This is a genomic window from Caulobacter sp. ALps2 (assembly GCF_058681635.1).
In genome coordinates, this window is the sequence record NZ_CM178743.1 from 3,672,507 (window position 1) to 3,697,634 (window position 25,128).

The window sequence follows — 25,128 nt, forward strand, 5'->3', positions numbered from 1 at the left end:
TTTGCCGCGGCAAACGCTTGTACCGACACGGGTTGCGCACCCCCCGGCCATCTGACAGTCTCATTTGGATGACGCCGTTCGGCGGTCATTCAGGGAGCATCGAGGGGGCACGAGGCCAAAGGCCCGCCCGTCGATCCGGGCGGCGGTCTGGCGTTCGCATATTGGGCGTTCGTTGGGCCTCTTAGCCGCCGGGACCGGCGCACCCCTCGTGATTTGGAAGCGCGAAGGGGCGAAGAACCTAATGAGTCTTTGGCTTAATCTGGCCATCGCGGCCGGGCTGCTGGCGGTGCTTTACGGCGCCGTGCAATCGGCCAGTCTGATGCGGGCCTCGGCCGGCAATGCACGAATGCAGGAGATCGCCGCGGCGATCCAGGAAGGGGCGCAGGCCTATCTGAACCGCCAATACACGACGATCGCCATCGTCGGCGTGGTGGTGATCGCCGTTCTGGCGTTCTTTTTCAAATCTTGGGAGCAGCCCGTCGGCTTCGCCCTGGGCGCCATCCTGTCGGGCGCCGCCGGTTTCGCGGGCATGCTGATCTCGGTCCGCGCCAACGTCCGCACGGCCCAGGCCTCGTCCGAGAGCCTGGCCAAGGGCCTGTCGATGGCCTTCACCTCCGGCGCCGTGACCGGCATGCTGGTGGCCGGCTTCGCCCTGATCGGCGTGGCGGGCTACTACGGCTTGCTGCTGTCGAGCGGCCACGCCGGCACCGATCGCGTGGTCGTGGACTCGTTGGTGTCGCTGGGCTTCGGCGCCTCGCTGATCTCGATCTTCGCCCGTCTGGGCGGCGGCATCTTCACCAAGGGCGCCGACGTTGGCGGCGACCTGGTGGGCAAGGTGGAAGCCGGCATCCCGGAAGATGACCCCCGCAACGCCGCCACGATCGCCGACAACGTGGGCGACAACGTCGGCGACTGCGCCGGCATGGCCGCCGACCTGTTCGAGACCTACGCGGTGACCACGGTCGCCACCATGGTCCTGGCGGCCATCTTCTTCCGCGGCACGGAAGCCGTGACGTCGATGATGCTGCTGCCGCTGGCCATCTGCGCGGTCTGCATCGTCACCTCGATCATCGGCTCGTTCGCCGTGCGTCTGGGCAAGAGCCAGAACATCATGGGCGCCCTCTATCAGGGCCTGATCGTCACGGGCGTGCTGTCGATCCCGGCCGTCTGGTACGTGATCCACCAACTGGTGCCGACCGCCGTGACGGTGGGAGACCGCTCGTTCGACGCCGACAGCCTGTTCTATTGCGGCATGGCCGGCCTGGTCGTCACCGCGCTGATCGTGATGATCACCGAGTACTACACCGGCACCAACTTCCGCCCGGTGAAGTCGGTGGCCCAGGCCTCGGTCTCGGGGCACGGCACCAACGTGATCCAGGGCCTGGCCATGTCGCTGGAATCCACCGCCCTGCCGGCCCTGACCATCATCGTCGGCATCGTCGTGACCTATAACCTGGCGGGCCTGTTCGGCATCGCCATCGCCACCACGACCATGCTGTCGCTGGCCGGCTTCATCGTCGCCCTGGACGCCTTCGGCCCGGTCACCGACAACGCCGGCGGCATCGCCGAGATGGCGGGCCTTCCGCCGGAAGTCCGCGTCACCACCGACGCCCTGGACGCCGTGGGCAACACCACCAAGGCCGTCACCAAGGGCTACGCCATCGGTTCGGCCGGCCTGGGCGCCCTGGTGCTGTTCGCCGCCTATACCGAGGACCTGAAGTTCTTTTCGGCCAATGCGGCGCCGGGCAGCTTCTTTGACGGCATGGGCCCGGTGACCTTCGACCTGTCGAACCCGTACGTCGTGGTCGGCCTGCTGTTCGGCGGTCTGCTGCCGTTCCTGTTCGGCGGCCTGTCGATGACCGCCGTCGGTCGCGCGGCCGAGTCGGTCGTCGCCGAGGTCCGTCGTCAGTTCCGCGAGAACCCGGGCATCATGACCGGCGAGGTCAAGCCCGAGTATGGCAAGGCCGTGGACATCCTGACCAAGGCCGCCATCCGCGAGATGATCGTGCCCAGCCTGCTGCCGGTCGTTTCGCCGGTGGTGCTGTTCTTCGTGATCAACGCCATCGCCGGCAAGGTCGACGCGTTCGCGGCGCTCGGCGCGATGCTGATGGGCGTGATCGTCACCGGCCTGTTCGTCGCCATCTCGATGACCAGCGGCGGCGGCGCCTGGGACAACGCCAAGAAGGTGATCGAGGAAGGCTTCACCGACAAGAACGGCGTCCTGCACACCAAGGGCGGCGACACCCACAAGGCCGCCGTCACCGGCGACACCGTCGGCGACCCCTACAAGGACACCTCGGGTCCGGCCGTGAACCCGATGATCAAGATCACCAACATCGTGGCGCTGCTGCTGCTCGCGGTCCTGGCCCACGGCGTCTAATTTCGATCAGCGCCTGAAAAGAGAAACGCCCTGGAGGAAACTCCGGGGCGTTTTTCCGAGGACGTTGTTTTCGGGGACTGAGAAGAACTCAGTAGACGTCTTCATGATCCATTTCGGCCAGGGCGTCCTGGATCTCGACCTCGGACGCGCCACGGCGTTCGACGCCCTGGAAGTCGTGGTCGATCTTGCGGCGACGGCAGGGGCCGAAATATTCGGTGGCCCGCACGAAGGGGCGGGGGTTGTTCACGACCTCGTTGATCCGGTGCATGACCCCGCGCGCCGTCAACGGCTTGGCCAGAAACTCGGTAACCCCGGCCATCCGCGCGTCGTTCAGCGAGCGTTGGGTGGCGTGCCCTGTCATCATGATGATCGGTACATAGCAATTGGGACTGGCCGTAGAGGTGCGGATCCAGCGGATGAACGCCAAGCCGTCGACCGGATGCATCATCAGGTCGGTGAAGATCAGGTCGATCTCCTGCGATTGAAAGATCTTCAGCGCTTCGAGGCCGTCGCTGGCCTCTCGGATTTTACGCACGCCGGCGGCTTTCAGGATCTGGCCGACCACCTTGCGCATGTTGGCGTTGTCGTCGACCAGCAGAATGGCGACGTCACGAAGATCCATGCCCTCCACAGTGCGCCTCCCTCCGTCGCCGTGAATTCATTCTCCGAAACCTCAAGGGTTCAGAGTCCGACCCTGCCTCGTTTTGGGTTTATGAAGTGTTGAATTCCCGGTTACTTGGTTGAATTAAGAAGGTGAATAACGAATTCAGAATGAATAGGCGTTCTTCTACTCGCACCTTTGAGTAGGTGAGGCCCGCGCGCCACGATCCAGGCGCGAAAAAGCCGCCCACCTTGCGGTGGACGGCTTTCCAAGACTGTCGAGTTGTCGACGGTCTTCTGAAACGCTTAGCGGCGCTCGCCCGGACGCTGGCCCGGAGCCTCGTCGTCCTGCGGGAGCATGCCGCCACGACCGACGTTGCCCAGCAGCTGCTCGAGAATGGTCATCTCGCGGCCACGGGTCGGGGTCTCACGGCCGTTGTAGGCGATGACCTTGCCGTCCTTCAGCGTGTAGGTGTTCACCGAGGCGACCTTTTCGTCGGCCGGGTTGAACTTGATGGCCACGACGTCGCGCTTGATCACGCGCGGCATGTAGAAGGCCACGCGGTCGGTGGTCTGCGAGATGTAGTACCAAGTGTTCTGGTCGAAGGTCGAAACGACCGACGGCGAACCCAGCTTTTCCATCAGGGTCGACTTGCTGTCCTCGCCGACCTTCATGTCGGCGGGCTTGGCCTCGATGGCCTGGAAGCCGGAGTAGCTGGTCAGCGGCGTGCAGGCGGAGGTGGCGATCGCCAGGCCGAGAATGGCGGCGGCGAAAACGGCGGGGCGAGACATCGAGGCTCCGAACCGGAAAAATGCAGACTTTGACCTATCGCCCGCGGGAGCTTAGTTCAATGCCCGCGTGAAAGCGGACCCCGCGTCTAGCGGGATGTCGCGGCGAAATCGAGGCGTTTCATGTTTCTGGATCGGTGGCTCAAGCCCAGGCCCGCCAAGGCGGCGGGGGCCAAGCTCTATGCGGGAGCCGTGGGCCAGGCGCGATCCGCGGCCTTTTATCGCGACTTTGGCGTCCGCGACTCGATGGAGGGCCGGTTCGAACTCTTTAGCCTGCACGTCATCTTCCTGATCGAACGGTTGAAGGGGCGGGGCGACGCCGCGGCCGAGACCTCGCAGGCCGTCTTTGATTCTTACGTGAAGGGTCTCGACGACGCCTTCCGCCAGATCGGGGTGTCCGACACCTCGGTCGGCAAGAAGATGAAGAAGCTGGCCGGCGCCTTCTATGGCCGCCTCAAGGCCTATGACGACGCGGTCGCGACCCTGCCGGACGAGGCGGCCCTGAACGGCTTCCTGGCCCGCAACGCCTTCGAAGAGCGCGGGGAGGGTGATGTCGCCGCCCTTACCGCCTATGTGATCAAGACGCGCATGGCGCTGGCGGAGCAGCCGCTGGACGCCATGCTGCAAGGAGACGTGACTTGGCCGACCCCGTGACCGCCCCCAAGGACGCTTCTTGGCCCTGCGAGATCCCGCTGGCCCAGGTCGACCGTGGCGCCGTGAAGCTGAAGCTCGAGCCCTCGGCCGACCAGCGCAAGGCGATCGCCAAGCAGTTGGGCCTCGTCAGCCTGGAGGCCCTCAGCGCCGAGGTGTTCCTGACCTCTTGGCTGGACGGGGCTGAAGTCTCCGGCGTCTTGCGCGCCAGGGTCGTTCAGACCTGCAGCGCGACGGCCGATGACTTCGAAACCCCGATCGACGCGCGCTTTGACCTGCGGGTGCTGCCGGCCAACAGCAAGAACGCGCCGCAGGGCGAGGACAGCGGCGACCTGGGCGTCGATCCGGACGCCGACGATCCGCCGGACGTCCTGGAAGGCGAGAAGGTCGACGTCTCCGGCTACGTGATCGAGCACCTGGCCCTGGAGCTGGATCCGTTCCCGCGCAAGCCGGGCGCGGTGTTCGTGCAGCCGCCCGAGCCGGGCGAAATTTCCCCGTTCGCGGCGTTGAAGAGCCTGAAAACGAAGGACGAGTAGGTCAAACGAGCGTGACAGCCGAAAGTGTGAGCGGTTTCGGCGACCGTCACGCTCCCCTAAGTAGGTCGGGTCTGCTCAGGCAGACCCGATGCCGACTCGACCGCTTGCGTGATATTCACGCGGATGTATCGTCCGCCGCCTTGAGGGCGGCGGGCCGCCTGCCGGAGCTCTAAGCGCCACGTGTCCCAATCCGTAGTCATCTCCGTCGACGCCATGGGCGGCGACCACGGCCCCTCCGTCGTCGTGCCCGGTATCGCCCTGGCGGCCAAGGCGCAGCCGGGAGTGCGGTTTCTGCTGCATGGCGACGGCGCGAAGATCGAAGCTGAACTGGCCAGGCACCCGGCCGCCAAGGCCGTCAGCGAGGTCCGCCACTGCGACAAGGCCATCGGCATGGACGAAAAGCCCGCCCAGGCCATGCGCCGGGGCAAGGGCTCGTCGATGTGGAACGCCGTCGAGGCCCTGCGCGAGAACCAGGCCCAGGCCTGTGTCTCGGCCGGCAACACCGGCGCGCTGATGGCCATCTCCAAGTTGATCCTGCGCATGGGCGCGGACCTGGAGCGTCCGGCCATCGTCGCCAACTGGCCGACCATGAAGGGTGTCACGGCGGTCCTGGACGTCGGCGCCAATGTCGAAAGCGACGCCGAGCAACTGGTCGAGTTCGCCATCATGGGCGCGGCCTTCCACCACGCCGTGCACGGCTCCAAGCGCCCGACCGTGGGCCTGCTGAACGTCGGCTCGGAGGACCAGAAGGGCCACGAGGAGGTCCGCGAAGCCCACGCCGTCCTGCGCGAGACCAAGCTGGATTTCGACTATCACGGCTTCGTAGAGGGCAACGACATCGCCCTGGGCACCGTCGACGTGATCGTCACGGACGGCTTCACCGGCAACGTGGCGCTGAAGACGGCCGAGGGTCTGGCGCGGTTCTTCTCGAACGAAATCAAGTCGACCCTGACCTCGGGTCCGCTGGCCATGCTGGGCGCGGTGATCGCCTCGGGCGCGCTGGGCAAGATGCGTCAGCGGCTGGATCCGAGCCGGGTGAACGGCGCTCCGCTGCTGGGCCTGAACGGCATCGTGGTGAAGAGCCACGGCGGCGCGGACGTGAACGGCTTCGCCTCCGCCATCCGGGTCGCCACCAATCTCGCGCGCAGCGATTTCCGCGCCGAGATCGATAGAAATCTGAAGCGCCTGACCGCCGCCGCGGCCAAGGACGAAGCTCCGGTGCTGGAGCAGGATCAGGGAGCGGCCGAGTGAGCGTAACCCGCAGCGTAGTGACCGGCGTCGGCGCGTATCTGCCGCCCAAGGTCGTGACCAACGACGATCTGGCCAAGTTCGTCGACACCAGCGACGAGTGGATCGTCGAGCGCACCGGCATCCGCCAGCGCCACCAGGCCGCCGACGACCAGCCGGTCTCGGACCTGGCCTTCGAGGCCGCCAAGGACGCGCTGGAGGCGGCCGGCAAGACCGCCGCCGACGTCGACCTGATCATCGTCGCCACCACCACGGCCGATCTGACCTTCCCGGCCGTCGCGACCATCGTGCAGCGCAAGCTGGGCGCGCCGGTCGGCATCGCCTTCGACGTCCAGGCCGTCTGCTCGGGTTTCGTCTACGCCATGAGCGTCGCCGACGGCTTCGTGGCGCGCGGCCACGCCAAGTGCGCCCTGGTCATCGGCGCCGAGACCATGACCCGCCTGATGGACTGGAGCGACCGCGGCACCTGCGTGCTGTTCGGCGACGGCGCCGGCGCGATCGTGCTCGAGCCGAAGGAAGGCGAGGGGACCACGGCCGACGAAGGCATGCTGGGCTTTGCCCTGCGCGCCGACGGAACCAAGCAGGACCTGCTCTACGTCGACGGCGGCGTCTCGACCACCGGCACGGTGGGCAAGCTGCGCATGCTGGGCAACCAGGTCTTCAAGCACGCCGTGGTCAATATCTCCGAGGCCATCCATTCGGCCGCCGCCAAGGCCGGCGTCGAGGTGGCGGATGTCGACTGGTTCATCCCGCACCAGGCCAACCAGCGTATCCTGGCCGGCGTGGCCCACCGTTGCGGCATCGACGAGGACAAGGTGATCTCGACGGTCGCCATTCACGCCAACACCTCGGCCGCCTCGATCCCGCTGGCCTTCGCGCACGGCGTGAAGGACGGTCGAATCAAGAAGGGCGACCTGCTTTTGCTGGAGGCCATGGGCGGTGGCCTGACCTGGGGCGCCTGCGTTCTGCGCCTTTAGGGCGCAGCTTGCCCGGCCTTGCCGCCGGGCATGAACTCCTGGCGTTGAGTCTTTGACTTCATGCGGTAATCGCGGCATGAGGTCGTCGGTGAATTCGGGCGCGGCCAGTTGAGGGCGGTCGCGACGAGCCTGGATTTACCGCGAGTGCACCATCGTAGGTGGTCTTCCAGGCCGCCAAGATACGCGTGAAGGGGGTTGCATGAAGGGCGCTACTTTGACCCGAGCCGACCTATGCGAGGCGGTTCATGAAGAGGTCGGATTGACCCGTCAGGACTGCGCTGGTCTCGTCGAGCGCACCCTGGATCTCGTGGCCGAGGCGCTCGAGGAGGGTGAAACGGTCAAGCTTTCCGGATTCGGCGTCTTCCAGGTCCGCGCCAAGCGCGCCCGCATGGGGCGCAATCCCAAGACCGGCGAGCCCGCCGAGATCGAGCCCCGTCGGGTGATCGGTTTCCGCGCTTCCCAGGTCATGAAGGCGCGAATCGACCGCGCGCTCGGCGGCTAGGGAATCAATGCGGTGGCGAAGGGGCCCAACGCCTTCCGCACGATTTCCGAGGCAGCCGACGAGCTGGGCGTGCCGCAGCACGTCCTGCGTTTCTGGGAAACCAAGTTTTCCTTCATCCGCCCGATGAAGCGGGCCGGCGGGCGACGCTTTTACCGCCCGCAGGACGTAGCCGTGCTGAACGGCGTCCGCGCCCTGCTGCATAGCGAGGGCCTGACCATCAAGGGCGTGCAGAAACTGCATCGCGACCAAGGCCTGGCCCAGGTTATCGCCGCCGGCATCGGTTCGAACGGCTCGGCGACCCTGGATCCTGATTTCGACTACGACGCCCCGGCGGCGCCGCGCTTGAACGGCGAGGCGCGCGATCGGCTGGCCTTCGCGCTGGACGATCTGACGGCCATCAAGTCGCGCCTGGACGGGCTTTTGACCCGCGTTTGATTTCGTCCGAAATCGGTGTTGCCCAACGAAAGAGCGGCGCCTATAAGGGCGCTCCTTCCGCGTCGGAGCGTGGCGCAGCCTGGTAGCGCACTTGACTGGGGGTCAAGGGGTCGCAGGTTCGAATCCTGTCGCTCCGACCATTTCCTTCGGGAAAGCCTTTTCCTTTGGGAATTGAGCGGAAGACGAAAGGCCGCCCTTCGGGGCGGCCTTTTTCATTTCCAGATTACCTTTGGCCGACATCCAGCGGCTTGTCGGCCTTGCCCATCCACGAGATCAGCGGAATCACCGGCAGGATCCAGCCCATGCCCAGCGCCACGAAATAGACGAGGTGCACGAAGCGGTTCCGCGGCAGGCGGTCATAGAGGCTGGTGAAGGCCCAGATCCAGGCGAACAGGACCGCCATCACGGCGACGGAGCCGATCAGCTTGCGCAGGCGCGCCGGAATCATAGGAGCGCTCACGCGGTTCTCCGGAAGAGGCCCAATACGGCCAGGAACAGGATCGCGCCCACGCTGGAGACGATCAGCTCGCCCAGGAAGCCAGGCAAGCGCAGGTCGATGCGCGAGGCGATGAACGCTCCGATGAACGAGCCGATCACGCCGATCAAGAGCTTGAAGAACAGCGAGTGCCGGCGGCCCAGCACGATGTCCGCGATCCAGCCGGCCAGAATGCCGATCACCGCCGCCGCGAATACGCCCATGCCGCTCATCGTCTTCTCCGCCCCAAAGACGCTTGTTTCTCGCACGAACCCACGGCGCCGTCATGCTGAGCCACAGAAACATTGATGCGCGCAAGCGGGGGGCGTAGGGAGATTGCGCCGCATTTCGGCCCACTAGTGACGCTTTTCAGGCCCTATGACGTCTTTCCTGCGTTCCGACCGTTCGCGCCCCGTCGCGATCTGGCTTTTCATCGTCGCCGCCATGGTGTTCGCCATGGTCGTCGTCGGCGGCGCGACCCGCCTGACCGACTCGGGCCTGTCGATCACCCAGTGGAAGCCGATCATGGGCGCTCTGCCGCCCATGTCCGAGCAGGCCTGGCGCGAGAATTTCGAGCTCTACAAGAAGATCCCCCAGTTCCAGCTGGTGAACCCCGACATGACCCTGGAGGGGTACAAGGGCATCTTCTGGTGGGAGTGGGCGCACCGTCTGCTGGGCCGGACCGTCGGCGCGGTCTTCGCCATTCCGTTCGCCGTCTTCCTGATCCGTCGCGACATCCCGCGCCGCCTGATCGTGCGTTGCGCCATCATGCTGGGCCTGGGCGGGCTGCAGGGTCTGGTGGGTTGGTGGATGGTGTCGAGCGGCCTTTCCGAGCGTGTCTCGGTCGCCCCTGAGCGGTTGATGATCCACCTGGGCTTGGCGCTGGCGCTGTTCGTCGTCCTGATCTGGACGGCCCTGGACGCCTGGAGCGGCTCGCCGCGGGTCGAGGAGCGCTCGGCCTGGCGTGGCTGGGCCCTGGCCTTCCTGGGCGCGGTGTTCTTCCAGAGCCTGCTGGGCGCGCTGGTGGCCGGCAATGACGCGGGCCTCGTCTACAACGACTGGCCGCTGATGAATGGCGACTTCTTCCCGGCCCAATATGCGGGACATGGCCTCTGGGGCACGTTGGCCCACAGCCAGGGCGCGGTGCAGCTGCATCACCGCCTCGTGGCCTACGCCCTGTTCATCGCGGGGATCGTCATCGGCGTCGTGGCGCAGCGGGATCGTCCTCTGGCGGCGGGCAGCAAGGGCGCGGGCCTGGCGGTGGCGATCGTCGTGACCCTGCAGGCCGCTCTGGGGGTCTGGACCTTGATGGCCTCTGCGCCGATCGTCCTAGGCGTGCTGCACCAGGCGGGGGCGGCGCTGCTGCTGGCCACGGCGACCGCCTTCGCCTGGCGAGTGCGGAGACCCTGATTTTTCGGGCTGCAACATAAGCCCGGAACAACTGTCACACGCCGAGCGCAAATCGGGCCGATTCCTCATGGAGCTTGGCCTTGATCCGCCCTCTCGTTCTCGCCCTCGTCGCGTCCGTCGCCGTTCCCGCCATCGCGCTGCCCGCCATCGCCTCGGCCCAGGCGCCGGTCTCCGCCAGCGCCAGCGATCCGTACTACAAGGCCGGCGAAGCCGCCCTGGCGCGCCAGATCGCCGTGGTCCCCAACACGGGCAAGGCCAAGAACGTCATCCTGTTCCTGGGCGACGGCATGGGCATTTCGACGGTCACGGCCGGCCGCATCTATGACGGCCAGCTGAAGGGCGTGGATGGCGAGTCGAATTCGCTGGCCTTCGAGAAGCTGTCCTATTCGGCGCTCTCCAAGACCTACAGCCACGACACCCAGGTCACCGACAGCGCCGCCGGGATCACGGCGATCATGACCGGCGTGAAGACCCGCAACAAGGTCATCGGCCTGACCGGCGCGGCGATCGGCGAGAAGTGCGAGACCGAGAAGGGCGCCAGCGTCGAGACCCTGGCCGAGCTGGCCAAGGCCAGCGGTCGCGCCGCCGGCGTCGTCACCACCACGCGCGTCACCCACGCCACCCCCGCCGGCGCCTACGCCCACACGGCCTATCGTGACTGGGAAGGCGACGGCGACATGCCGGCCGAGGCCCTGCGGGCCGGCTGCAAGGACATCGCTCGCCAGTTGATCGAGGCCCCGGACGCCCTGCGCCTGGACGTCGTCATGGGCGGCGGCCGCTCGCGCTTCCTGCCCGGCGACAAGAACGGCAAGCGCGCCGACGGCCGCGACCTGACCGCCGAGTGGCTGAAGGCCGAAGGCGCGGGTTCGTCCTACGTCACCACGGTCGACCAGCTGAAGGCGATCCCGGTCGATACCAAGCATGTGCTCGGCCTTTTCGCGCCCGAGCACCTGCCCTACGAGGTGGAGCGTCCGGCGTTGGGCGAGGGCGTCCCGACCCTGGCCCAGATGGCCCTGTCGGCCGTCGACGTGTTGTCCAAGAACCCGAACGGCTACTTCCTGCTGGTCGAGGGCGGCAAGATCGACATGGGCAGCCACCTGGGCAACGCCAGGCGCACCCTGAGCGAGACCGTCGAGTTCTCGAAGGCGGTCGAGGCGGTGCTAGGCAAGGTCGACCTGAAGGACACCCTGGTCGTCGTCACCGCCGATCACAGCCACGGCCTGGTGATCTCGGGCTACGCCGCCCGCAACGCGCCGATCCTGGGCCTGGCCGGCAACGAAGGCGAGCCCATCCTGGCCGGCGACGGCAAGGCTTACACGACCTTGATGTTCGCCACCGGCCCCGGCGGTCCGGCGGGCGATGAAACCCGCAAGGACCCGGCCAAGGAAGACGTGGACGACATCGACTATCATCAGCAGGCCGCCGTGAACCTGGGCAGCGCCGCCCATGCCGGCGAGGACGTGGGCGTGTTCGCTGACGGTCCGCGGGCCTTCCTGCTGCGCGGCGTGGTCGAGGAGAGCTACATCTTCCAGGTCATGCGCCACGCGTTTGGCTTTGATGCAAAGGCGGAGGTTGCGGCCGCCGCGCCGGCAGCGGCGACCAAGGCCAAGAAGAAGGGCTGGCCGTTCTAGGACGGCGTCAAACCCCTCTCCCCTCGCGGGAGAGGGTGGCCGCCGCAGGCGGTCGGGTGAGCAACTATGTTGTTGATGTGGTTTGCATGGTCCAAGGCTGCTGTCTGGCCAGAACGAGGTTGGCGGCCTCGATGAGCTTTCGCATGACGGCGACGATGGCGACCTTTGGGGGCTTGCCGGCCTTGAGCAGGCGGCTGGCGAAGGCCTTGAAGCCTGGGTCGCAGCGCTTGGCGGCGATGGCGGCGAGATAGAGCATTCGGCGGGGTCGGTTTCGACCGCCTCCAATGAAGCTCTGGCCTTTCCATTGACCCGATTGCCGGTCGAACGGGGCGACGCCGAGCAAGGCGGCCGGCTGGCCGCGCCGCATGGCGCCAAGCTCGGGCATGCGGATCACCAGGCTGGCGGCGACGATCGGCCCGACGCCGGGCAGCGACAGCAGCAGGCGGTAGCGCGCCAGAAGATCGGCGCGGGCCTTGATCCGAACGAGGATCTCGGCGGCCAGTCTGGCCTTGAGACGCGACAGGCTCTGGATCTGCTCGCCCATCGCCTCGACCAGATCCGGCAGGTCGACGTGCTCCATGAAGGTCTTCAGCTCGGCGGCCTGGTCGGTAATCTGCTCATAGGCGGTCAAGCGTTGGGCCAGTTCGACCAAGCGCGGGTCCTGGGCGGCTCGAACCGCCTCGACCTGGGCTGTCGCCGCCGCGATCAGGGCCGCGTCCAGCCGGTCGGTCTTGGCCTTCCAGCGCTTGAGCCGAGCAAAGAGCCGAACCTCCAGCGGCTGGTGGACGATCACCTCAAAGCCCGCCGCCTCCAGCCTCGACCGCGCCGCCCGCTCGTAGCCGGCCGTCGCCTCCAACCCCGCCCGGACCACGCCTTGCTCGACCAGCCAGGCGATCAGCGCCGCCAGGCCCGCCTCGTCGTTGCCGAACCGACGCGCCTCCTCCTGGCCGTGGATCGCCACGTCCAGCCAAGACTTGCCCACATCGATCCCGGCGATTGTCGTGTTACGCTGCACCCGTTCCATCGACCCATCCTTGTGGCTTCGGACCCATCCGTCCCTGCAACCATCCGGGTCATGAAACGTCGGCGGCGGCCCTGCTCACCCTCAGCGCCCAACGCTCAGGGGCTATCGGCCCCTCCGCCGACTGCCCGCTTGGCGTTGGCGCGCCAGGCGGGCGTCCCGGAAGACCGCAACACCTTACGACAATCGCCCACAGACAAGGGGTTGCACAGCGGATCGGGTTATCAACCCCTCATCCGTCGGCTTCGCCGACACCTTCTCCCGCAAGGGGAGAAGGGGGATTGAGCGCGCTCTATCCCCGGAATTCGCAACATCCAATCCAGCGAAATCAAGCACTTATCGATTTTACGCAGCCCTGAATGATCCGCGTTCAAAGCCGCCGCACAATCATAGCCATCCCCGTCGCGGGGGAGGGCGTTTGGATCCGGCCCAAAACGGCGGCGGGGGTAGGTTGAGCGGGGTCGCTGCGCGGTCCCCGGCTGGCTCGTCAGGTCGTACGGCTTACTCTTTAGGAGCGCGTGCGGGTGACGGATCGTCCGGGATCAAGGCCGAGCAGCGGAGCGACAGGGCGGTGATCGTACAAGCCGCCTATCGTGGATCGCCGAGCTGGAGACGGATTGAGCCGATCCAGTTGGTCCACGCCCGTCCGGGGGCTCTTGGGGACCCGAGCTGAAATACGCTCACGCCTCCCGTCCTCACGGAAAAAACAGCCTGGCGGAGCGGTCAGCGAGCCGAAACACACAAACCACTACGGTCTCCGGGTTCGCCCGGCCGCTCCGTCGCCTCCCCACACACCTTCAGCGGGCCGCCGCGTGAGGACGAGAACGCATGACCTCCGTCCTACGCCCTGACGCTGGCCCAGGGCCCGGTGATCGCCAGCGTGATCCCCGGGTTCTGGACGTTGACGAACATCGTGCCGCCGTCGGGCGAGAAGCAGGCGCCGGCGAACTCCGAATTGCCCTTAAAGACGTTGCGGCCCAGGGTGTAGACCTTGCCTTGGGGCGTGACCCCGCGCAGGTGGTTGCGCAGCGTCTGCGAATAGCGATCCTCGCAGACGATCACGTGGCCCCACGGGGCGACCACCAGGTTGTCGGCATAGTCCAGCACCCGGCCGTTCTGGCTCTCGACGAACAGCTGCAGCTTGCCCGGCTGGTCCTTCTCGCCGGCCTGGCCTTCGACGGGCGAGGGGACGTAGCGGAAGATCTGACCCGAGCCGGCCGCGCCGCCGGCCGTGCAGGCGAAATAAAGCTCGCCCTGGCCGAAGAACACGCCTTCGCCCCGACAGAACACCGCCGCGCCCTTGGCGAAGCCGCGTCGGCGCAGGTCGTCATGAGGGTTGTCGACGCCGTCCAGGTCGATCCAGCGCACGGTCTTCGCGCCGCCGACCGGGAAGGTCTTTTCCGCCTGGTTACGGGTGTCGCCGCCCTCGGGCGCGTCGACCAGCCCGAGGGCCTGGAGGCGGCCGCCGGCGGCGAGGTCGCGGCGGTCGTTGGGCAGGAAGCGGTAGAAGAGACCGTCGGCCACGTCCTCGGTCAGATAGACCACGCCGGTCTTCGGATCGATGCAGGCGGCCTCGTGCTTGAAGCGGCCCAGACCCTTCAGGGCGACCGGCTCGACAAGGCCGACATGGGCGGCGGGAACCTCGAACACCCAGCCGTGGTCCTTGCCAACCTCGAGGCCGGCCTCCAGCGTCGTCTCCTCGCAGGTCAGCCACGAGCCCCATGGCGTGACGCCGCCGGCGCAGTTGACGAGGCTGCCGGCCAGACTGAGGTGCTGGCGTTCGGTTTGGCCGGTCTTGAGATTGTAGAGCTGGGTCGTCGTGCCGCCGGGCAGGGGGCGCTGGCTGTTATGGAAGTCCCAGACCTTGGAACGATCGATGCGGTCGACCAGGCGTTCGCTGACGCCGAAGGCGCCGTTGTGGATGTCGCCCACCGACAGTTCGTGGTTGCGAACCAGCAGCACCCGCTCGGCGTCGACCGGGAAGCAGCCCATGCCGTCATGCTTGCCTGGGACCAGGAAGCCGTCGCTCATCGTCTCGCCGGCCTGGGAGATGACCCGGTAGCGGAAGCCCGCCGGCAGGTCGAGCAGGCCCTTGGGATCGGAGACCAGCGGGCCATAACCCTCGACCTCGTTCAGATAGGTCTCGGCCTCGACGGCATCGTCCTGAGCGCGGGCCGAAAAGGCCGTGAAGGCCAGGCTGGTGGCGCCGGCGCCAAGGAAGCTTCTGCGGGAAAAGGACATGGATCGCGCCCGTGCGTGAGAGACCTGCCCTCGGGCTATGCCCATGCTTCGTGACGGTTCGAACACAAGATTGCGGTATTATAATACCGTAATATCTATCTCGTTGTATTATATGGGTTTTGTAAGTTTCTCGGCCTACTGTTGTTGACAGGTCGCGAACCCTCCCGTACATGCCGCGCCTCACACGGACGAAACCGGATTTCTCGGGGTCGGACGCCTAGAAATTACGGATCAATCCCATGCAGAAGATCACGGCTTCCTTGAAGCCAGCCGAGGTCGAGAAGAAGTGGATCGTGGTCGACGCCGAGAACGCCGTTGTCGGCCGTCTGGCGACGTTCATCGCCATGCGTCTTCGCGGCAAGCATCGTCCTGACTACACCCCGCACGTCGACTGCGGCGACTTCGTCGTCGTGATCAACGCCGACAAGGTGAAGTTCACGGGCAAGAAGCTCGACGACAAGGTCTATTACCGTCACACCGGTCACCCGGGCGGCGTCAAGGAAACCACCCCCCGCAAGGTGCTGGGCGGCAAGTTCCCGGAACGCGTCCTGGAGAAGGCCGTCGAGCGCATGCTGCCGAAGGAGAGCCCCCTGGCTCGCAAGCAGCTGACCCACCTGCTCATCTACAACAACGGTGAGCATCCGCACCAAGCGCAGAGCCCGGAAGTCGTCGACTTCGCGGCCCGCAACAGCAAAAACACCCGGAGCCTCTAAGTCATGACCGACGCACAAGGCTTTGAAGCGCTGGCCAGCCTGTCCAGCAACCCGGAAACGGCCGCTCCGGCCGAGCCCAAGATCGACGCCCAGGGCCGCTCTTACGCGACCGGCAAGCGCAAGAACGCGATCGCTCGCGTCTGGATCAAGCCGGGCAAGGGCTCGATCACCATCAACGGCCGCGACCAGGAAGTTTACTTCGCGCGTCCGGTGCTGCGCATGATGATCGCCCAGCCGCTGGAAGTGACCGATCGTCTGGGCCAATTCGACGTCATCGTGACCGTCGAAGGCTCGGGTCTGTCGGGTCAGGCCGGCGCGATCCGCCACGGCCTGTCGAAGGCTCTGACCTTCTACGAGCCCGGCCTGCGCCCGGTCCTGAAGCCGCACGGCTTCCTGACCCGCGACAGCCGCGTCGTCGAGCGTAAGAAGTACGGCAAGGCCAAGGCCCGCCGCAGCTTCCAGTTCTCGAAGCGCTAATCGCGACGATTACGTTTTTGGGAAAGGGCGCTTCGGTCAGGCCGAAGCGCCCTTTTTCATTTCTGTCTCTGTTTTCTGCTTCTTCTGCTGGCGTCGGCCAGAGTTCGGAGTCCGCATGTCCAGCGCCCCCAAGGTCTTCATCGACGGCGAAGCCGGCACCACCGGCCTGCAGATCCGTGAGCGCCTGGTCGGCCGCGCCGACCTGCGGCTGGTCTCGATCGATCCGGACAAGCGCAAGGACGCCGACGCCCGCGCCGAGATGCTGAACGGCGCGGACGCCGTGATCCTGTGCCTGCCCGACGACGCGGCCAAGGAAGCCGTGTCGCTGGTGACCAATCCCGACACGGTGATCATCGACGCCTCGACCGCCTATCGCACCGCCGAGGGCTGGGCCTACGGCTTCGCCGAGCTGGACAAGGAACAGCGCGGCAAGATCGCCGCCGCCAAGCGCATCTCGAACCCGGGTTGCTATCCGACCGGCGCCATCGCCCTGACGCGGCCCTTGGTCAGCGCCGGCATCCTGCCGCCGGAACTGCCGGTCTCGTACAACGCCGTGTCGGGCTACAGCGGCGGCGGCAAGGCCATGATCGCCGAGTTCGAGGACGAGAGCGCCGCGAACTTCACCAAGGTCCCGTACCGGATCTATGGCCTCTCCATGACTCACAAGCACGTGCCGGAGATGCAGAAGCATGGCGGCCTGCTGAGCCGTCCGATCTTCATGCCGGCCGTGGGCCGCTACCTGCAGGGCATGATCGTCGAGATGCCGCTGCACTTCGCGACCCTGAACGGCGCGCCGTCGCTGGGCGACATCCACGACGCCCTGGCCAAGCACTACAAGGGCGAGACGTTCGTCGAGGTCGCCTCGCTGGACGAAGCCAAGGGCATGACGACCCTGGATCCGGAAGGGCTGAACGGCACCAACCGTCTGAAGCTGTTCGTGTTCGGCTCGGACACCAGCGGTCAGGTCCGCCTGGTGGCGCTGCTGGACAACCTGGGCAAGGGCGCCTCGGGCGCGGCGGTCCAGAACCTGAACATCGCCCTGGGCCTCAAGGAAGACGCCGGTCTCTGATCGGCGTCACACCCGCCACCGGTAATGGCCGGCGGGCTTGTGCAGCTTGAACATCCACAGCGGTTCCTCACGCACGCCGGAGCCGATGTTGTGCGCCACCCGCACGGTCCTGGGACCGTCGACGACGACGCCCAGGTGCGGACGACCCCCGCCCGCCAGCCGCCAGGTCAGCACGTCGCCGGCCTGGGGAGCCGCGAATCCATCGCCGCCCAGGAGGCCCGTGGAGGGCAGGGGAACGTTGGCTTTCTGGCGCGCCAGGAAGGTCTCCAGGTTCAACACTCGCCGGTGGTCGATATTGGCGTCGGGTTTCTTCAGGCCCCAGGTGCGACGCGAGGGATAGGCCTCGAAGGCGCGGACCATGTCCTCGTGCACCCGCCGCTGCAGGTCGATGTCCCAGGCGTCGCGGGCCGCGCGGACCAGGACATCGGAGCAGACGCCGCTGGTGCGCAACACGTCGCCGTTCGGATAGCCGATCGAGCGGTAGCTGGGGTCATAGTCGAGCGTGACACCGATCTGCTCTCGCGCGGCGGCGGCCAGCTTTACGCCCGCATTCTGGATCAACGCGAAACTGGACCCCGCGCCCGCCATGAGCGGGGTCGCGGCGAACATCCCCAAGGCTGTCCGGCGGTCGAGCGTGAGCATGGCGGCAAGCTCAACCGCGAACACGGCGACTTTTGGGCGAACGTGGGTCTTTGGTGGGGCCGCGGCCTATTCGTTCGACTTCACCATCACGAAGCTGCCGGGCGCGTTTTCCAGGGGCTTCAACTTGCCCTTGGCCGGATCGCGCGCGGGGACCTCGTCGCCCGAGCGCGAGCGCAGCCACGCGGCCCAATGCGGCCACCACGAGCCCGGATGCTCGGTGGCCCCGGCGATCCATTGGCCGACGTCGCCGGGCAGGCTCTCGTTGGTCCAGTGCTGGTACTTCTTGGCGTCCGGGTGATTGATCACCCCGGCGATGTGGCCCGAGCCGGCCATGGTGAAGGTCACCGGCCCGCCGAACGCCTTGGCGCCGCGATAGACGCTGCGGAACGGGGCGATGTGGTCATCCTTGGATGACTGGACATAGATCGGCGTCTTGACCTTCGACAGGTCCAGGTGCTCGCCGCCCATGTGCAGCTGGCCCGTTGTCAGGGCGTTGTCCTTGTAGAAATTGCGCAGATAGAACAGGTGCAGCGCCTTGGGCATCCGCGTCTGGTCGGCGTTCCAGAACAGCAGGTCGAACGGCCGCGGCTCCTTGCCCATCAGGTAGTTGCTGACGAAGAACGACCAGATCAGGTCATTGCCGCGCAGGGCGTTGAAGGTGTCGGCCATCGACTGGCTGGGCAGGAAGCCGCCGGCGGCGTCCATCTGCTGCTCGATCGACTGCAGCCATTCCTCGTTGGTGAATAGCAGCAGGTCGCCGGCCTCGGCGAAGTCCTGCTGAGCGGCGAAGAAGGTGGCTGAATTGATCCGCTTGTCGCCCTTCGCGGCCATGTGGGCCAGGGCCACCGACAGCAGCGTGCCGCCGATGCAATAGCCGACCGTATTGACCCGATCGACGCCGCACTGGGTCATGACCTGCCGAGTGGCGTCATAGATGCCTTCGAGCATGTAGTCCTCGAAGGTCTTGGCCGCGAGCTTCTGGTCCGGATTGACCCAGGAGGCGACGAACACCGTGAACCCCTGGCTGGTCAGCCAGCGGATCATCGAGTTCTCGGGCCGCAGGTCCATGATGTAGAACTTGTTGATCCACGGCGGGAAGATCAGCAGCGGGATCTCGCTGACCTTGTCCGTGCTGGGATCGAACTGCAGCAGTTGCAGGATATCGTTCTGGTAGACGACCTTGCCCGGCGCGGTGGCGACGTTCTCGCCGACCTTGAACTTGGCTAGGTCCGTCTGGCTGATCGCCAGCTGGCCGCCGCCGCGCTCCAGGTCGGCGGCGAAGTTTTCCATGCCGCGCACCAGGCTCTGGCCCTGCGTCTGCACCACCTCGCGCAGGGCGGCGGGGTTGGAGATCAGGAAGTTCGACGGCGAGAAGGCGTCGGTCAGCATCTTGGTGAAGAACTCGACGCGGCGCTTGCTGGCCGGATCCACGCCCTCGACCTCGGCGATCAGGCCGTTCAGCCAGTTGGACGACAGCAGGTACGACTGCTTCATCAGGTCGAACATCGGGTTCGAGGCCCAGTCCGGATCGTTGAAGCGCTTGTCACCGGCGGCCGGGGCGACAACGGGCGTGACCTCCTCGCCGGCGGCGCGGCGGGCGGTCGACTGCCACAGCTCCATATATTGACTGAAGAGATCGGCCTGGGCCCGCATCAGCCGGTCGGGCTGGGCGGCCAGACGCGTCATCACCTCGTTCAGGGCGGGGGCGACGTGGAAGGGATCGGGCGACAGGGCGGCTGGGCGATCGGCCTGGCGCAGCGCCGCTTCAGCGATCGCGCCCTGGGCGGTGACGGCCGCGCGGGCCAGGTTCGCCGACAGCGTCTCGACCATCTTCATCTGGTCGGGCGACAGCATGCGCTCGAACGGCGGGAAGGGCGGGGCGCCGCCTTGGGGGTCGCCAGACGTCTTGCCGGCCGATTCGGTCTTCGGCGGCGGTTCGACGGCTTCGGGCTTGGACGCCGCCTTCGCCTTCTTGGGGGCGGCCTTGGCCTTGGGTTCGGCGGTCTCGACCTTGGGGGAAGCTTTCTTCCGGGCCTTGGGAGCCGCCTTTGCCGTGGCCATGAGTTCCTCCGCCTATTGTGTTCGCGAAAAGCGGCGCCGAACGCCTTTCGCTCGCCGCGATCATCGCATAAGACCAGAACCAATGAACGGCGAAACCCGCAAAATCGTACGTGTCGCTCTGATCGTCGGCCTGGCCGCCGGCGCGGCCGCGTGCGTGGCCAGTCCGTTCAAGACCGCCGAGGTCGATCCCAGCTCACCGATCGCCGCGCGGGCGACCGCCGCCGCCAAGGCCAAGGCGCCGCGCCGCAAGTTCTCGGACATTCCGGTGATCCCGAACGACGTGCCGAACGCCAACCAGGTCCGGGCGGCCGTGGTCGACCAGCAGCGCGCGGGCGACGCCGTGACCAAGGCTGTCGCGCCGAGCACCTGGGAGCTCAAGGACACCGAGAGCTACGCCGACAAAGCGCGCCGCGACGTCAAGCCGGGCGCCTTCGAGGCCCCCACGGACGCCGACCGCGCCGCAACCGAAGCCTTCGCCCGCGCAGCCCGCGGCCGAGCTAGCGCGCCTCCGTCCCAGCCCTAGTTGGGCGACGGAGGCATAATCTTCCTTGAACTGGCTTGGCTTGACCCCGCGCGGGGTCTATCCATGCCCGACTTTTCGCTCCCAGAGCGCCGAAGCGGCGCACAGAGCCCTCATGAGCACCGATTTTCACCGTATCCGCCGCCTGCCGCCGTACGTCTTCGAAGAGGTCAACAAGATCAAGGCGCGCCTCCGCGCCGACGGGACCGACATCATCGACTTCGGCATGGGCAATCCGGACATGCCCACACCCCAGCATATCGTCGACAAGCTGATCGAGACGGCGCGCGATCCCAAGGCGGGCCGCTATTCCGCGTCGAAGGGCATACCGGGCCTGCGCAAGGCCATGGCCAACTACTACGGCCGCCGTTTCGGCGTGAAGCTGAATCCCGACACCGAGGTCATCGCGACCTTGGGCTCGAAGGAAGGCTTCGCCAATCTGGCCCAGGCCCTGACCGGTCCGGGCGACGTGATCATCTGCCCGAACCCGGCCTATCCGATCCACGCCTTCGGCTTCATCATGGCCGGCGGCATCATCCGCCACGTGCCGGCCCTGTCGCCGGAAGAGTATCTGTCCAACATCAGCCGCGCGGTGAAGCACTCGGTGCCGCCGCCCAGCGTGCTGATCCTGTCCTATCCGTCCAACCCGACCGCCCAGTGGGTGGATTTGGACTTCTACAAGGACGCCGTGGCTCTCGCGAAGAAGCACGACCTGCTGGTCATCAGCGACGTGGCCTATGGCGAGATCTATTTCGACAACAACCCGCCGCCGTCGATCCTGCAGGTGGACGGCGCCAAGGACATCGCGGTCGAGGTCAACTCGCTGTCGAAGACCTACGCCATGGCCGGCTGGCGTGTTGGCATGGTGGTCGGCAATGCTCGCATCTGCGCCGCCCTGGCCCGCGTGAAGTCGTACCTGGACTATGGCGCCTACACGCCGGTGCAGGTGGCGGCGGCCGCGGCGCTGAATGGCCCGCAAGACTGCGTCGACGAGATCCGCGGCATCTACAAGAGCCGCCGCGACACCCTGATCAAGTCGATGAAGGGCGCGGGCTGGGACATCCCCAATCCGCCGGCCTCGATGTTCGCCTGGGCCAAGATCCCTGAACAGTACCGCGAGGCCGGCTCGATGCTGTTCTCGCGCCTGCTGATCGAGGAGGCCGGCGTCGCCGTCGCCCCCGGTATCGGCTTTGGCGAATACGGCGAGGGTTATGTGCGGATCGGTCTGGTCGAGAACGAACACCGCATCCGCCAGGCGGCGCGCAACGTGAAGAAATTCATCGCCAACGCCGACTCCATCCTGGCCAAGGCCCACAACAAGATGGAACAGGCGTAAGCCAGTTCACCCGAGGATTCGAAGATGACGAACAAGACCTGGCGCGTCGGCGTCGCGGGCCTGGGCACCGTTGGCGGCGGCCTCCTGCAATTCCTGGCCGACCGCCCGGGCTTCGCGCCGGCCGGCGACAAGGCGGTCGTGACGGCCGTCTCGGCCCGGTCGAAGTCGCGTCCGCGTACGGTCGACATCTCGCAACTCGCCTGGTTCGACGATCCGGTGGCCCTGGCCGCTTCGCCCGACGTTGACCTGTTCGTCGAACTGGTCGGCGGTTCGGACGGCCCGGCCAAGGCCGCCGTCGAGACAGCCCTGAAGGCCGGCAAGCCGGTGGTCACGGCCAACAAGGCCCTGATCGCCGAGCACGGCGCCGAACTCGCCGCCCTGGCCGAGGCCAACAACGCGCCGCTGCTGTTCGAAGCCGCGGTGATGGGGGGCGTGCCCGCCGTGAAAATGATGCGCGAAGCGCTGGTCGGCGACGACATCGTCTCGGTCGCCGGCATTCTGAACGGCACCTGCAACTTCATCCTCTCGGAGATGGAGAAGACCGGCCGCTCGTTCGCTGATGTGCTGCGCGAGGCGCAGGGCTTGGGCTATGCCGAGGCCGATCCGACCATGGACGTCGGCGGCTTCGACGCGGGCCACAAGGTCAGCATCCTGGCCGCCCTGGCCTTCGGCTGCGCCCCGAACTTCGCGGCCGCCGAGATTGAAGGCATCAGCGAGGTCGACCTGCTCGACATCAAGCTGGCCAAGGATCTGGGCTACCGTATCAAGCTGATCGCCAGCGCCGCCAAGTCCGAGGACGGCGTCGCGGTGAAGGTGCATCCGTCGCTGGTGCCGCTTGATCACCCGCTGGCCCAGGCCGGCGGCGCGCTGAACGCGCTCTTCATCGAAGGCGTGCGCATCGGCCGGATCTTCGTGCAAGGCCCGGGCGCCGGCGCGGGCCCGACCGCCGCCGCCGTGGCGGCCGACATCGCCGACGTGATGACCAAGGCCGTGCGTCCGGTGTTCCAGGCCCCGGCCGGCGACCTGACCTCGTTCACGCCGATCGATCCGGCCCGCGCGGTGGGCAAGGCCTATCTGCGCGTCATGGTCCAGGACCAGCCTGGCGTCATCGCCGCGATCTCGGAAACCCTGGCCGAGTGCGGTGTCTCGATCGACAGTTTCCTGCAAAAGCCCGTCGATGGCGCGGGTGGCGTGCCCATCGTGCTCGTTACGCATGCGACGCCGGAATCGAAGCTTCTGGACGCGATTAGCCGCATCGAAAAGCTGCAGACCGTGCTAGAGCGTCCCCGCCTTCTGCGCGTCGCGCGCATCTAAACGACCGAGAAAACTCGGCGTCGAAGGCGACATTGGGAACTAGGCCGCTCTTTTCCGGGAGCGGTCGGGAGAGACGGATGAGTTCGAACACCCTGGACCGCTCGCTGGTCCTGGACGCCGTTCGCGTCACCGAAGCCGCCGCCATCGCCTCGTGGACGATGCTGGGCCGCGGCGACGAAATGGCCGCCGACCAGGCGGCCGTCGACGCGATGCGCAACGCCTTGAATGAATTGAACATCGACGGCGAGATCGTCATTGGCGAAGGCGAGCGCGATGAAGCGCCGATGCTCTACATCGGCGAGAAGGTCGGCACTGGGAAGGGGCCCAAGGTCGACATCGCCCTCGATCCGCTGGAAGGCACGACCCTGGCCGCCAAGGCCCAGCCCAACGCCCTGACGGTGATGGCCTGGGCGCCGAAGGGCACGCTGCTGAACGCGCCCGACACCTACATGGACAAGATCGCCTGCGGTCCGGGCCTGCCCGCCGGGGTGATCGATCTGGATCGCTCGCCGGCCGACAACATCAAGGCCCTGGCCGAGGCCAAGGGCGTCGCGGTGACCGAGATCACGGTCTGCGTGCTGGATCGTCCACGCCATGCCGACATCATCGCCAAGGTCCGCGCGGCCGGGGCGCGTATCCATCTGATCACGGACGGCGACGTGGCCGGGGTCATCAACACCACCGATCCTTCGACGGGCATCGACCTCTATCTGGGCTCTGGCGGCGCGCCGGAAGGCGTCCTGGCCTGCGCGGCCCTCAAGTGCGTCGGCGGCCAGTTCCAGGGCCGTCTGCTGTTCCGCAACGGCGACGAGCGCGCCCGCGCGGCGCGCTGGGGCATCACGGACCTGGACAAGAAGTACGACCTGCACGAGATCGTCCGTGACGAGGCGATCTTCGCCGCCACGGGTGTCACGCGCGGCGGGCTTCTGGACGGCGTCATCTTCCGCGATGGCTGCGTCCATACTCACACCCTGGTGATGAATTCGTCGACGGGCACCGTTCGCGAAGTTCGCATGAAACGGAAGGTCTGAGGCTTTCCTGTCACGGCCGTCCGGTAAGGGCGGCCGTTCTATTTTCTGGTTTCGAGGTTTCCATGACTAGCTTTGTCGACTTGGCCGCCTGGCTCGCGGCGGAGCCGGCGGACGCCGCCCTCAAGGACGTCGTCGCGACGATCGCTCAGACCTGCGCTCGGATCAGCCGCGTGGTCGCCTCCGGCGCCCTGTCGGGCAGCCTGGGCGCGGCGGGTAGCACCAATGTGCAGGACGAGGAGCAGAAGAAGCTCGACGTCATCACCAACGACATGCTGAGCGACGCCCTGAAGGGCTGCGACCCGGTCGCGGGTCTGGCCTCCGAGGAACTGGAAGAGGTCGAGCCCACCGGCCGCGTGGGCGGCTATCTGGTGACCTTCGACCCGCTGGACGGCTCCAGCAACATCGACGTCAACGTCTCGGTCGGGACGATCTTCTCGGTGCTGCCAGCGCCGGCCGATCACGCGCCCGCCGAAGCCGACTTCCTGCAGCCAGGCCGCAACCAGGTCGCGGCCGGCTATGCCGTCTACGGGCCACAGACCATGCTGGTCGTGACGCTGTCGGGTGGCGTCAACGGCTTCACCCTGAACGCCGACGGCCAGTGGCTGCTGACCCATCCAGCCATCGCCATCAAGGCCGACACGGCTGAGTTCGCCATCAACATGTCGAACCAGCGCCACTGGGCGCCGCCGGTGCGCCGCTATATCGACGGCTGCCTGCAGGGCAAGGAAGGCCCGCGCGCCAAGAACTTCAACATGCGCTGGGTGGCCTCGATGGTCGCCGACGTCCACCGCATCATGATGCGCGGCGGTATCTTCATGTACCCGTGGGACGCTCGGGAACCCGACAAGCCGGGCAAGCTGCGCCTGATGTACGAGGCCAATCCGATGAGCCTGCTGGTCGAGCGGGCTGGCGGCAAGTCGACCGAGGGCGTCACCGACATCCTCGACCTGCAACCGAACAAGCTGCACCAACGCGTGCCGGTGGTGCTGGGCTCGGCCAACGAGGTCGAGGTCGTGCGCGGAGAGGCGAAGGTCGGCTAACCCACGTCCGGGACTGTCGTGTCGGCGCC

Annotated in this window: 25 protein-coding genes and 1 tRNA gene; 18 read left to right on the forward strand and 8 right to left on the reverse strand. The window is 66.7% G+C overall.

Going from position 1 to position 25,128, the window contains the following annotated elements; all coding sequences use genetic code 11:
• The first annotated feature begins 241 nt into the window (after positions 1-241).
• Entirely contained in the window at positions 242-2,380 is a 2,139-nt protein-coding gene (locus tag ACW173_RS17540) for a sodium-translocating pyrophosphatase (protein ID WP_492081377.1), read from the forward strand.
• Positions 2,381-2,468: 88 nt separating this feature from the next.
• Here ACW173_RS17540 and ACW173_RS17545 read toward each other — a convergent pair whose 3' ends face one another.
• A complete protein-coding gene (locus ACW173_RS17545) occupies positions 2,469-3,011 on the reverse strand; it encodes a response regulator (protein WP_492081378.1) in 543 nt (180 codons plus the stop codon).
• A 275-nt stretch (positions 3,012-3,286) separates the two neighbouring features.
• Positions 3,287-3,772, reverse strand: coding sequence for an outer membrane protein assembly factor BamE (locus tag ACW173_RS17550; RefSeq protein WP_492081379.1), 486 nt, complete (start codon positions 3,770-3,772; stop codon positions 3,287-3,289).
• A gap of 120 nt (positions 3,773-3,892) precedes the next feature.
• Here ACW173_RS17550 and ACW173_RS17555 point away from each other — a divergent pair, with 120 nt between their 5' ends.
• From ACW173_RS17555 to ACW173_RS17585, 7 genes are all read left to right on the forward strand, one after another.
• Positions 3,893-4,423, forward strand: coding sequence for a ubiquinol-cytochrome C chaperone family protein (locus tag ACW173_RS17555; protein ID WP_492081380.1), 531 nt, complete (start codon positions 3,893-3,895; stop codon positions 4,421-4,423).
• Positions 4,420-4,956 carry a YceD family protein gene (locus ACW173_RS17560; protein WP_492086008.1) on the forward strand — a complete coding sequence of 179 codons (537 nt, stop codon included), beginning with the start codon at positions 4,420-4,422 and terminating at the stop codon, positions 4,954-4,956. Before ACW173_RS17555 ends, ACW173_RS17560 begins: the two co-directional genes overlap by 4 nt.
• Before the next feature lie 180 nt (positions 4,957-5,136).
• Positions 5,137-6,207: a phosphate acyltransferase PlsX gene (plsX, locus tag ACW173_RS17565; protein WP_492081381.1), complete on the forward strand. Its 1,071-nt coding sequence runs from the start codon at positions 5,137-5,139 to the stop codon at positions 6,205-6,207.
• Positions 6,204-7,181, forward strand: coding sequence for a beta-ketoacyl-ACP synthase III (locus ACW173_RS17570; protein ID WP_492081382.1), 978 nt, complete (start codon positions 6,204-6,206; stop codon positions 7,179-7,181). Before plsX ends, ACW173_RS17570 begins: the two co-directional genes overlap by 4 nt.
• Positions 7,182-7,380: 199 nt before the next feature.
• The gene (locus tag ACW173_RS17575) at positions 7,381-7,683 is read left to right on the forward strand and encodes an integration host factor subunit alpha (protein ID WP_291879223.1); all 303 of its coding nucleotides are present in this window, start codon (positions 7,381-7,383) and stop codon (positions 7,681-7,683) included.
• 12 nt (positions 7,684-7,695) lie between these two features.
• Positions 7,696-8,118 (forward strand): MerR family transcriptional regulator, encoded by a 423-nt coding sequence (locus ACW173_RS17580; protein ID WP_492081383.1) that lies wholly within the window; start codon positions 7,696-7,698, stop codon positions 8,116-8,118.
• Positions 8,119-8,181: 63 nt separating this feature from the next.
• Positions 8,182-8,258: transfer RNA gene (locus tag ACW173_RS17585), tRNA-Pro, on the forward strand.
• Positions 8,259-8,341: 83 nt separating this feature from the next.
• On the opposite strand, the gene ACW173_RS17590 is transcribed toward ACW173_RS17585, so the two are convergent.
• Positions 8,342-8,566 carry a DUF2842 domain-containing protein gene (locus tag ACW173_RS17590; RefSeq protein ID WP_492086009.1) on the reverse strand — a complete coding sequence of 75 codons (225 nt, stop codon included), beginning with the start codon at positions 8,564-8,566 and terminating at the stop codon, positions 8,342-8,344.
• An 8-nt stretch (positions 8,567-8,574) separates the two neighbouring features.
• Positions 8,575-8,826 (reverse strand): GlsB/YeaQ/YmgE family stress response membrane protein, encoded by a 252-nt coding sequence (locus tag ACW173_RS17595; RefSeq protein ID WP_492081384.1) that lies wholly within the window; start codon positions 8,824-8,826, stop codon positions 8,575-8,577.
• A 145-nt stretch (positions 8,827-8,971) separates the two neighbouring features.
• Between ACW173_RS17595 and ACW173_RS17600 the strand changes: the two genes are divergently transcribed.
• Both ACW173_RS17600 and ACW173_RS17605 read left to right on the forward strand, forming a co-directional pair.
• Positions 8,972-10,003, forward strand: coding sequence for a COX15/CtaA family protein (locus ACW173_RS17600; protein WP_492081385.1), 1,032 nt, complete (start codon positions 8,972-8,974; stop codon positions 10,001-10,003).
• An 80-nt stretch (positions 10,004-10,083) separates the two neighbouring features.
• A complete protein-coding gene (locus tag ACW173_RS17605) occupies positions 10,084-11,634 on the forward strand; it encodes an alkaline phosphatase (protein ID WP_492081386.1) in 1,551 nt (516 codons plus the stop codon).
• 64 nt (positions 11,635-11,698) lie between these two features.
• Here the strand turns inward: ACW173_RS17605 and ACW173_RS17610 are convergent, their stop codons facing one another.
• Together ACW173_RS17610 and ACW173_RS17615 are read right to left on the reverse strand one after the other, a co-directional pair.
• Positions 11,699-12,658 (reverse strand): IS110 family RNA-guided transposase, encoded by a 960-nt coding sequence (locus tag ACW173_RS17610; RefSeq protein WP_492081387.1) that lies wholly within the window; start codon positions 12,656-12,658, stop codon positions 11,699-11,701.
• Between the two features lie 837 nt (positions 12,659-13,495).
• Positions 13,496-14,896: an alkaline phosphatase PhoX gene (locus ACW173_RS17615; protein WP_492081388.1), complete on the reverse strand. Its 1,401-nt coding sequence runs from the start codon at positions 14,894-14,896 to the stop codon at positions 13,496-13,498.
• A 239-nt stretch (positions 14,897-15,135) separates the two neighbouring features.
• On the opposite strand from ACW173_RS17615, the gene rplM reads away from it, so the two are divergent.
• The 3 genes from rplM to argC all read left to right on the forward strand — a co-directional run bounded on the left by rplM (position 15,136) and on the right by argC (position 17,155).
• A complete protein-coding gene (gene rplM, locus ACW173_RS17620) occupies positions 15,136-15,609 on the forward strand; it encodes a 50S ribosomal protein L13 (RefSeq protein ID WP_492081389.1) in 474 nt (157 codons plus the stop codon).
• A 3-nt stretch (positions 15,610-15,612) separates the two neighbouring features.
• Positions 15,613-16,086 carry a 30S ribosomal protein S9 gene (rpsI, locus tag ACW173_RS17625; RefSeq protein WP_492081390.1) on the forward strand — a complete coding sequence of 158 codons (474 nt, stop codon included), beginning with the start codon at positions 15,613-15,615 and terminating at the stop codon, positions 16,084-16,086.
• A 115-nt stretch (positions 16,087-16,201) separates the two neighbouring features.
• Positions 16,202-17,155 (forward strand): N-acetyl-gamma-glutamyl-phosphate reductase, encoded by a 954-nt coding sequence (gene argC, locus ACW173_RS17630; protein ID WP_492081391.1) that lies wholly within the window; start codon positions 16,202-16,204, stop codon positions 17,153-17,155.
• Between the two features lie 6 nt (positions 17,156-17,161).
• Here the strand turns inward: argC and ACW173_RS17635 are convergent, their stop codons facing one another.
• Both ACW173_RS17635 and ACW173_RS17640 read right to left on the reverse strand, forming a co-directional pair.
• A complete protein-coding gene (locus tag ACW173_RS17635) occupies positions 17,162-17,797 on the reverse strand; it encodes a DUF1287 domain-containing protein (protein ID WP_492081392.1) in 636 nt (211 codons plus the stop codon).
• Between the two features lie 66 nt (positions 17,798-17,863).
• Positions 17,864-19,858 (reverse strand): class I poly(R)-hydroxyalkanoic acid synthase, encoded by a 1,995-nt coding sequence (locus ACW173_RS17640; RefSeq protein ID WP_492081393.1) that lies wholly within the window; start codon positions 19,856-19,858, stop codon positions 17,864-17,866.
• A gap of 82 nt (positions 19,859-19,940) precedes the next feature.
• Here ACW173_RS17640 and ACW173_RS17645 point away from each other — a divergent pair, with 82 nt between their 5' ends.
• From ACW173_RS17645 to ACW173_RS17665, 5 genes are all read left to right on the forward strand, one after another.
• On the forward strand, positions 19,941-20,381 hold the full coding sequence (locus ACW173_RS17645) for a hypothetical protein (RefSeq protein WP_492081394.1): 441 nt from the start codon (positions 19,941-19,943) through the stop codon (positions 20,379-20,381).
• A gap of 112 nt (positions 20,382-20,493) precedes the next feature.
• The gene (locus ACW173_RS17650; protein WP_492081395.1) at positions 20,494-21,714 is read left to right on the forward strand and encodes an LL-diaminopimelate aminotransferase; all 1,221 of its coding nucleotides are present in this window, start codon (positions 20,494-20,496) and stop codon (positions 21,712-21,714) included.
• A gap of 24 nt (positions 21,715-21,738) precedes the next feature.
• Positions 21,739-23,028, forward strand: a complete 1,290-nt coding sequence (locus tag ACW173_RS17655) for a homoserine dehydrogenase (RefSeq protein ID WP_492081396.1) — start codon at positions 21,739-21,741, stop codon at positions 23,026-23,028.
• Between the two features lie 77 nt (positions 23,029-23,105).
• On the forward strand, positions 23,106-24,059 hold the full coding sequence (gene glpX / locus ACW173_RS17660) for a class II fructose-bisphosphatase (RefSeq protein WP_492081397.1): 954 nt from the start codon (positions 23,106-23,108) through the stop codon (positions 24,057-24,059).
• 62 nt (positions 24,060-24,121) lie between these two features.
• Positions 24,122-25,099, forward strand: a complete 978-nt coding sequence (locus tag ACW173_RS17665) for a class 1 fructose-bisphosphatase (protein WP_492081398.1) — start codon at positions 24,122-24,124, stop codon at positions 25,097-25,099.
• Positions 25,100-25,128: the final 29 nt, after the last annotated feature.

Excerpts from the sequence above, each read along its gene's own strand:
- ACW173_RS17665 (WP_492081398.1), top strand. The coding sequence starts at position 24,122 with ATGACTAGCTTTGTCGACTTGGCCGCCTGGCTCGCGGCGGAGCCGGCG.
- ACW173_RS17615 (WP_492081388.1), bottom strand. The coding sequence starts at position 14,896 with ATGTCCTTTTCCCGCAGAAGCTTCCTTGGCGCCGGCGCCACCAGCCTG.
- glpX (WP_492081397.1), top strand. The coding sequence starts at position 23,106 with ATGAGTTCGAACACCCTGGACCGCTCGCTGGTCCTGGACGCCGTTCGC.
- ACW173_RS17600 (WP_492081385.1), top strand. The coding sequence starts at position 8,972 with ATGACGTCTTTCCTGCGTTCCGACCGTTCGCGCCCCGTCGCGATCTGG.
- rpsI (WP_492081390.1), top strand. The coding sequence starts at position 15,613 with ATGACCGACGCACAAGGCTTTGAAGCGCTGGCCAGCCTGTCCAGCAAC.
- ACW173_RS17655 (WP_492081396.1), top strand. The coding sequence starts at position 21,739 with ATGACGAACAAGACCTGGCGCGTCGGCGTCGCGGGCCTGGGCACCGTT.
- ACW173_RS17645 (WP_492081394.1), top strand. The coding sequence starts at position 19,941 with ATGAACGGCGAAACCCGCAAAATCGTACGTGTCGCTCTGATCGTCGGC.
- rplM (WP_492081389.1), top strand. The coding sequence starts at position 15,136 with ATGCAGAAGATCACGGCTTCCTTGAAGCCAGCCGAGGTCGAGAAGAAG.
- argC (WP_492081391.1), top strand. The coding sequence starts at position 16,202 with ATGTCCAGCGCCCCCAAGGTCTTCATCGACGGCGAAGCCGGCACCACC.
- ACW173_RS17550 (WP_492081379.1), bottom strand. The coding sequence starts at position 3,772 with ATGTCTCGCCCCGCCGTTTTCGCCGCCGCCATTCTCGGCCTGGCGATC.
- ACW173_RS17575 (WP_291879223.1), top strand. The coding sequence starts at position 7,381 with ATGAAGGGCGCTACTTTGACCCGAGCCGACCTATGCGAGGCGGTTCAT.
- ACW173_RS17540 (WP_492081377.1), top strand. The coding sequence starts at position 242 with ATGAGTCTTTGGCTTAATCTGGCCATCGCGGCCGGGCTGCTGGCGGTG.
- ACW173_RS17595 (WP_492081384.1), bottom strand. The coding sequence starts at position 8,826 with ATGAGCGGCATGGGCGTATTCGCGGCGGCGGTGATCGGCATTCTGGCC.
- ACW173_RS17555 (WP_492081380.1), top strand. The coding sequence starts at position 3,893 with ATGTTTCTGGATCGGTGGCTCAAGCCCAGGCCCGCCAAGGCGGCGGGG.
- ACW173_RS17610 (WP_492081387.1), bottom strand. The coding sequence starts at position 12,658 with ATGGAACGGGTGCAGCGTAACACGACAATCGCCGGGATCGATGTGGGC.
- ACW173_RS17640 (WP_492081393.1), bottom strand. The coding sequence starts at position 19,858 with ATGGCCACGGCAAAGGCGGCTCCCAAGGCCCGGAAGAAAGCTTCCCCC.
- ACW173_RS17590 (WP_492086009.1), bottom strand. The coding sequence starts at position 8,566 with ATGATTCCGGCGCGCCTGCGCAAGCTGATCGGCTCCGTCGCCGTGATG.
- ACW173_RS17650 (WP_492081395.1), top strand. The coding sequence starts at position 20,494 with ATGAGCACCGATTTTCACCGTATCCGCCGCCTGCCGCCGTACGTCTTC.
- ACW173_RS17635 (WP_492081392.1), bottom strand. The coding sequence starts at position 17,797 with ATGCTCACGCTCGACCGCCGGACAGCCTTGGGGATGTTCGCCGCGACC.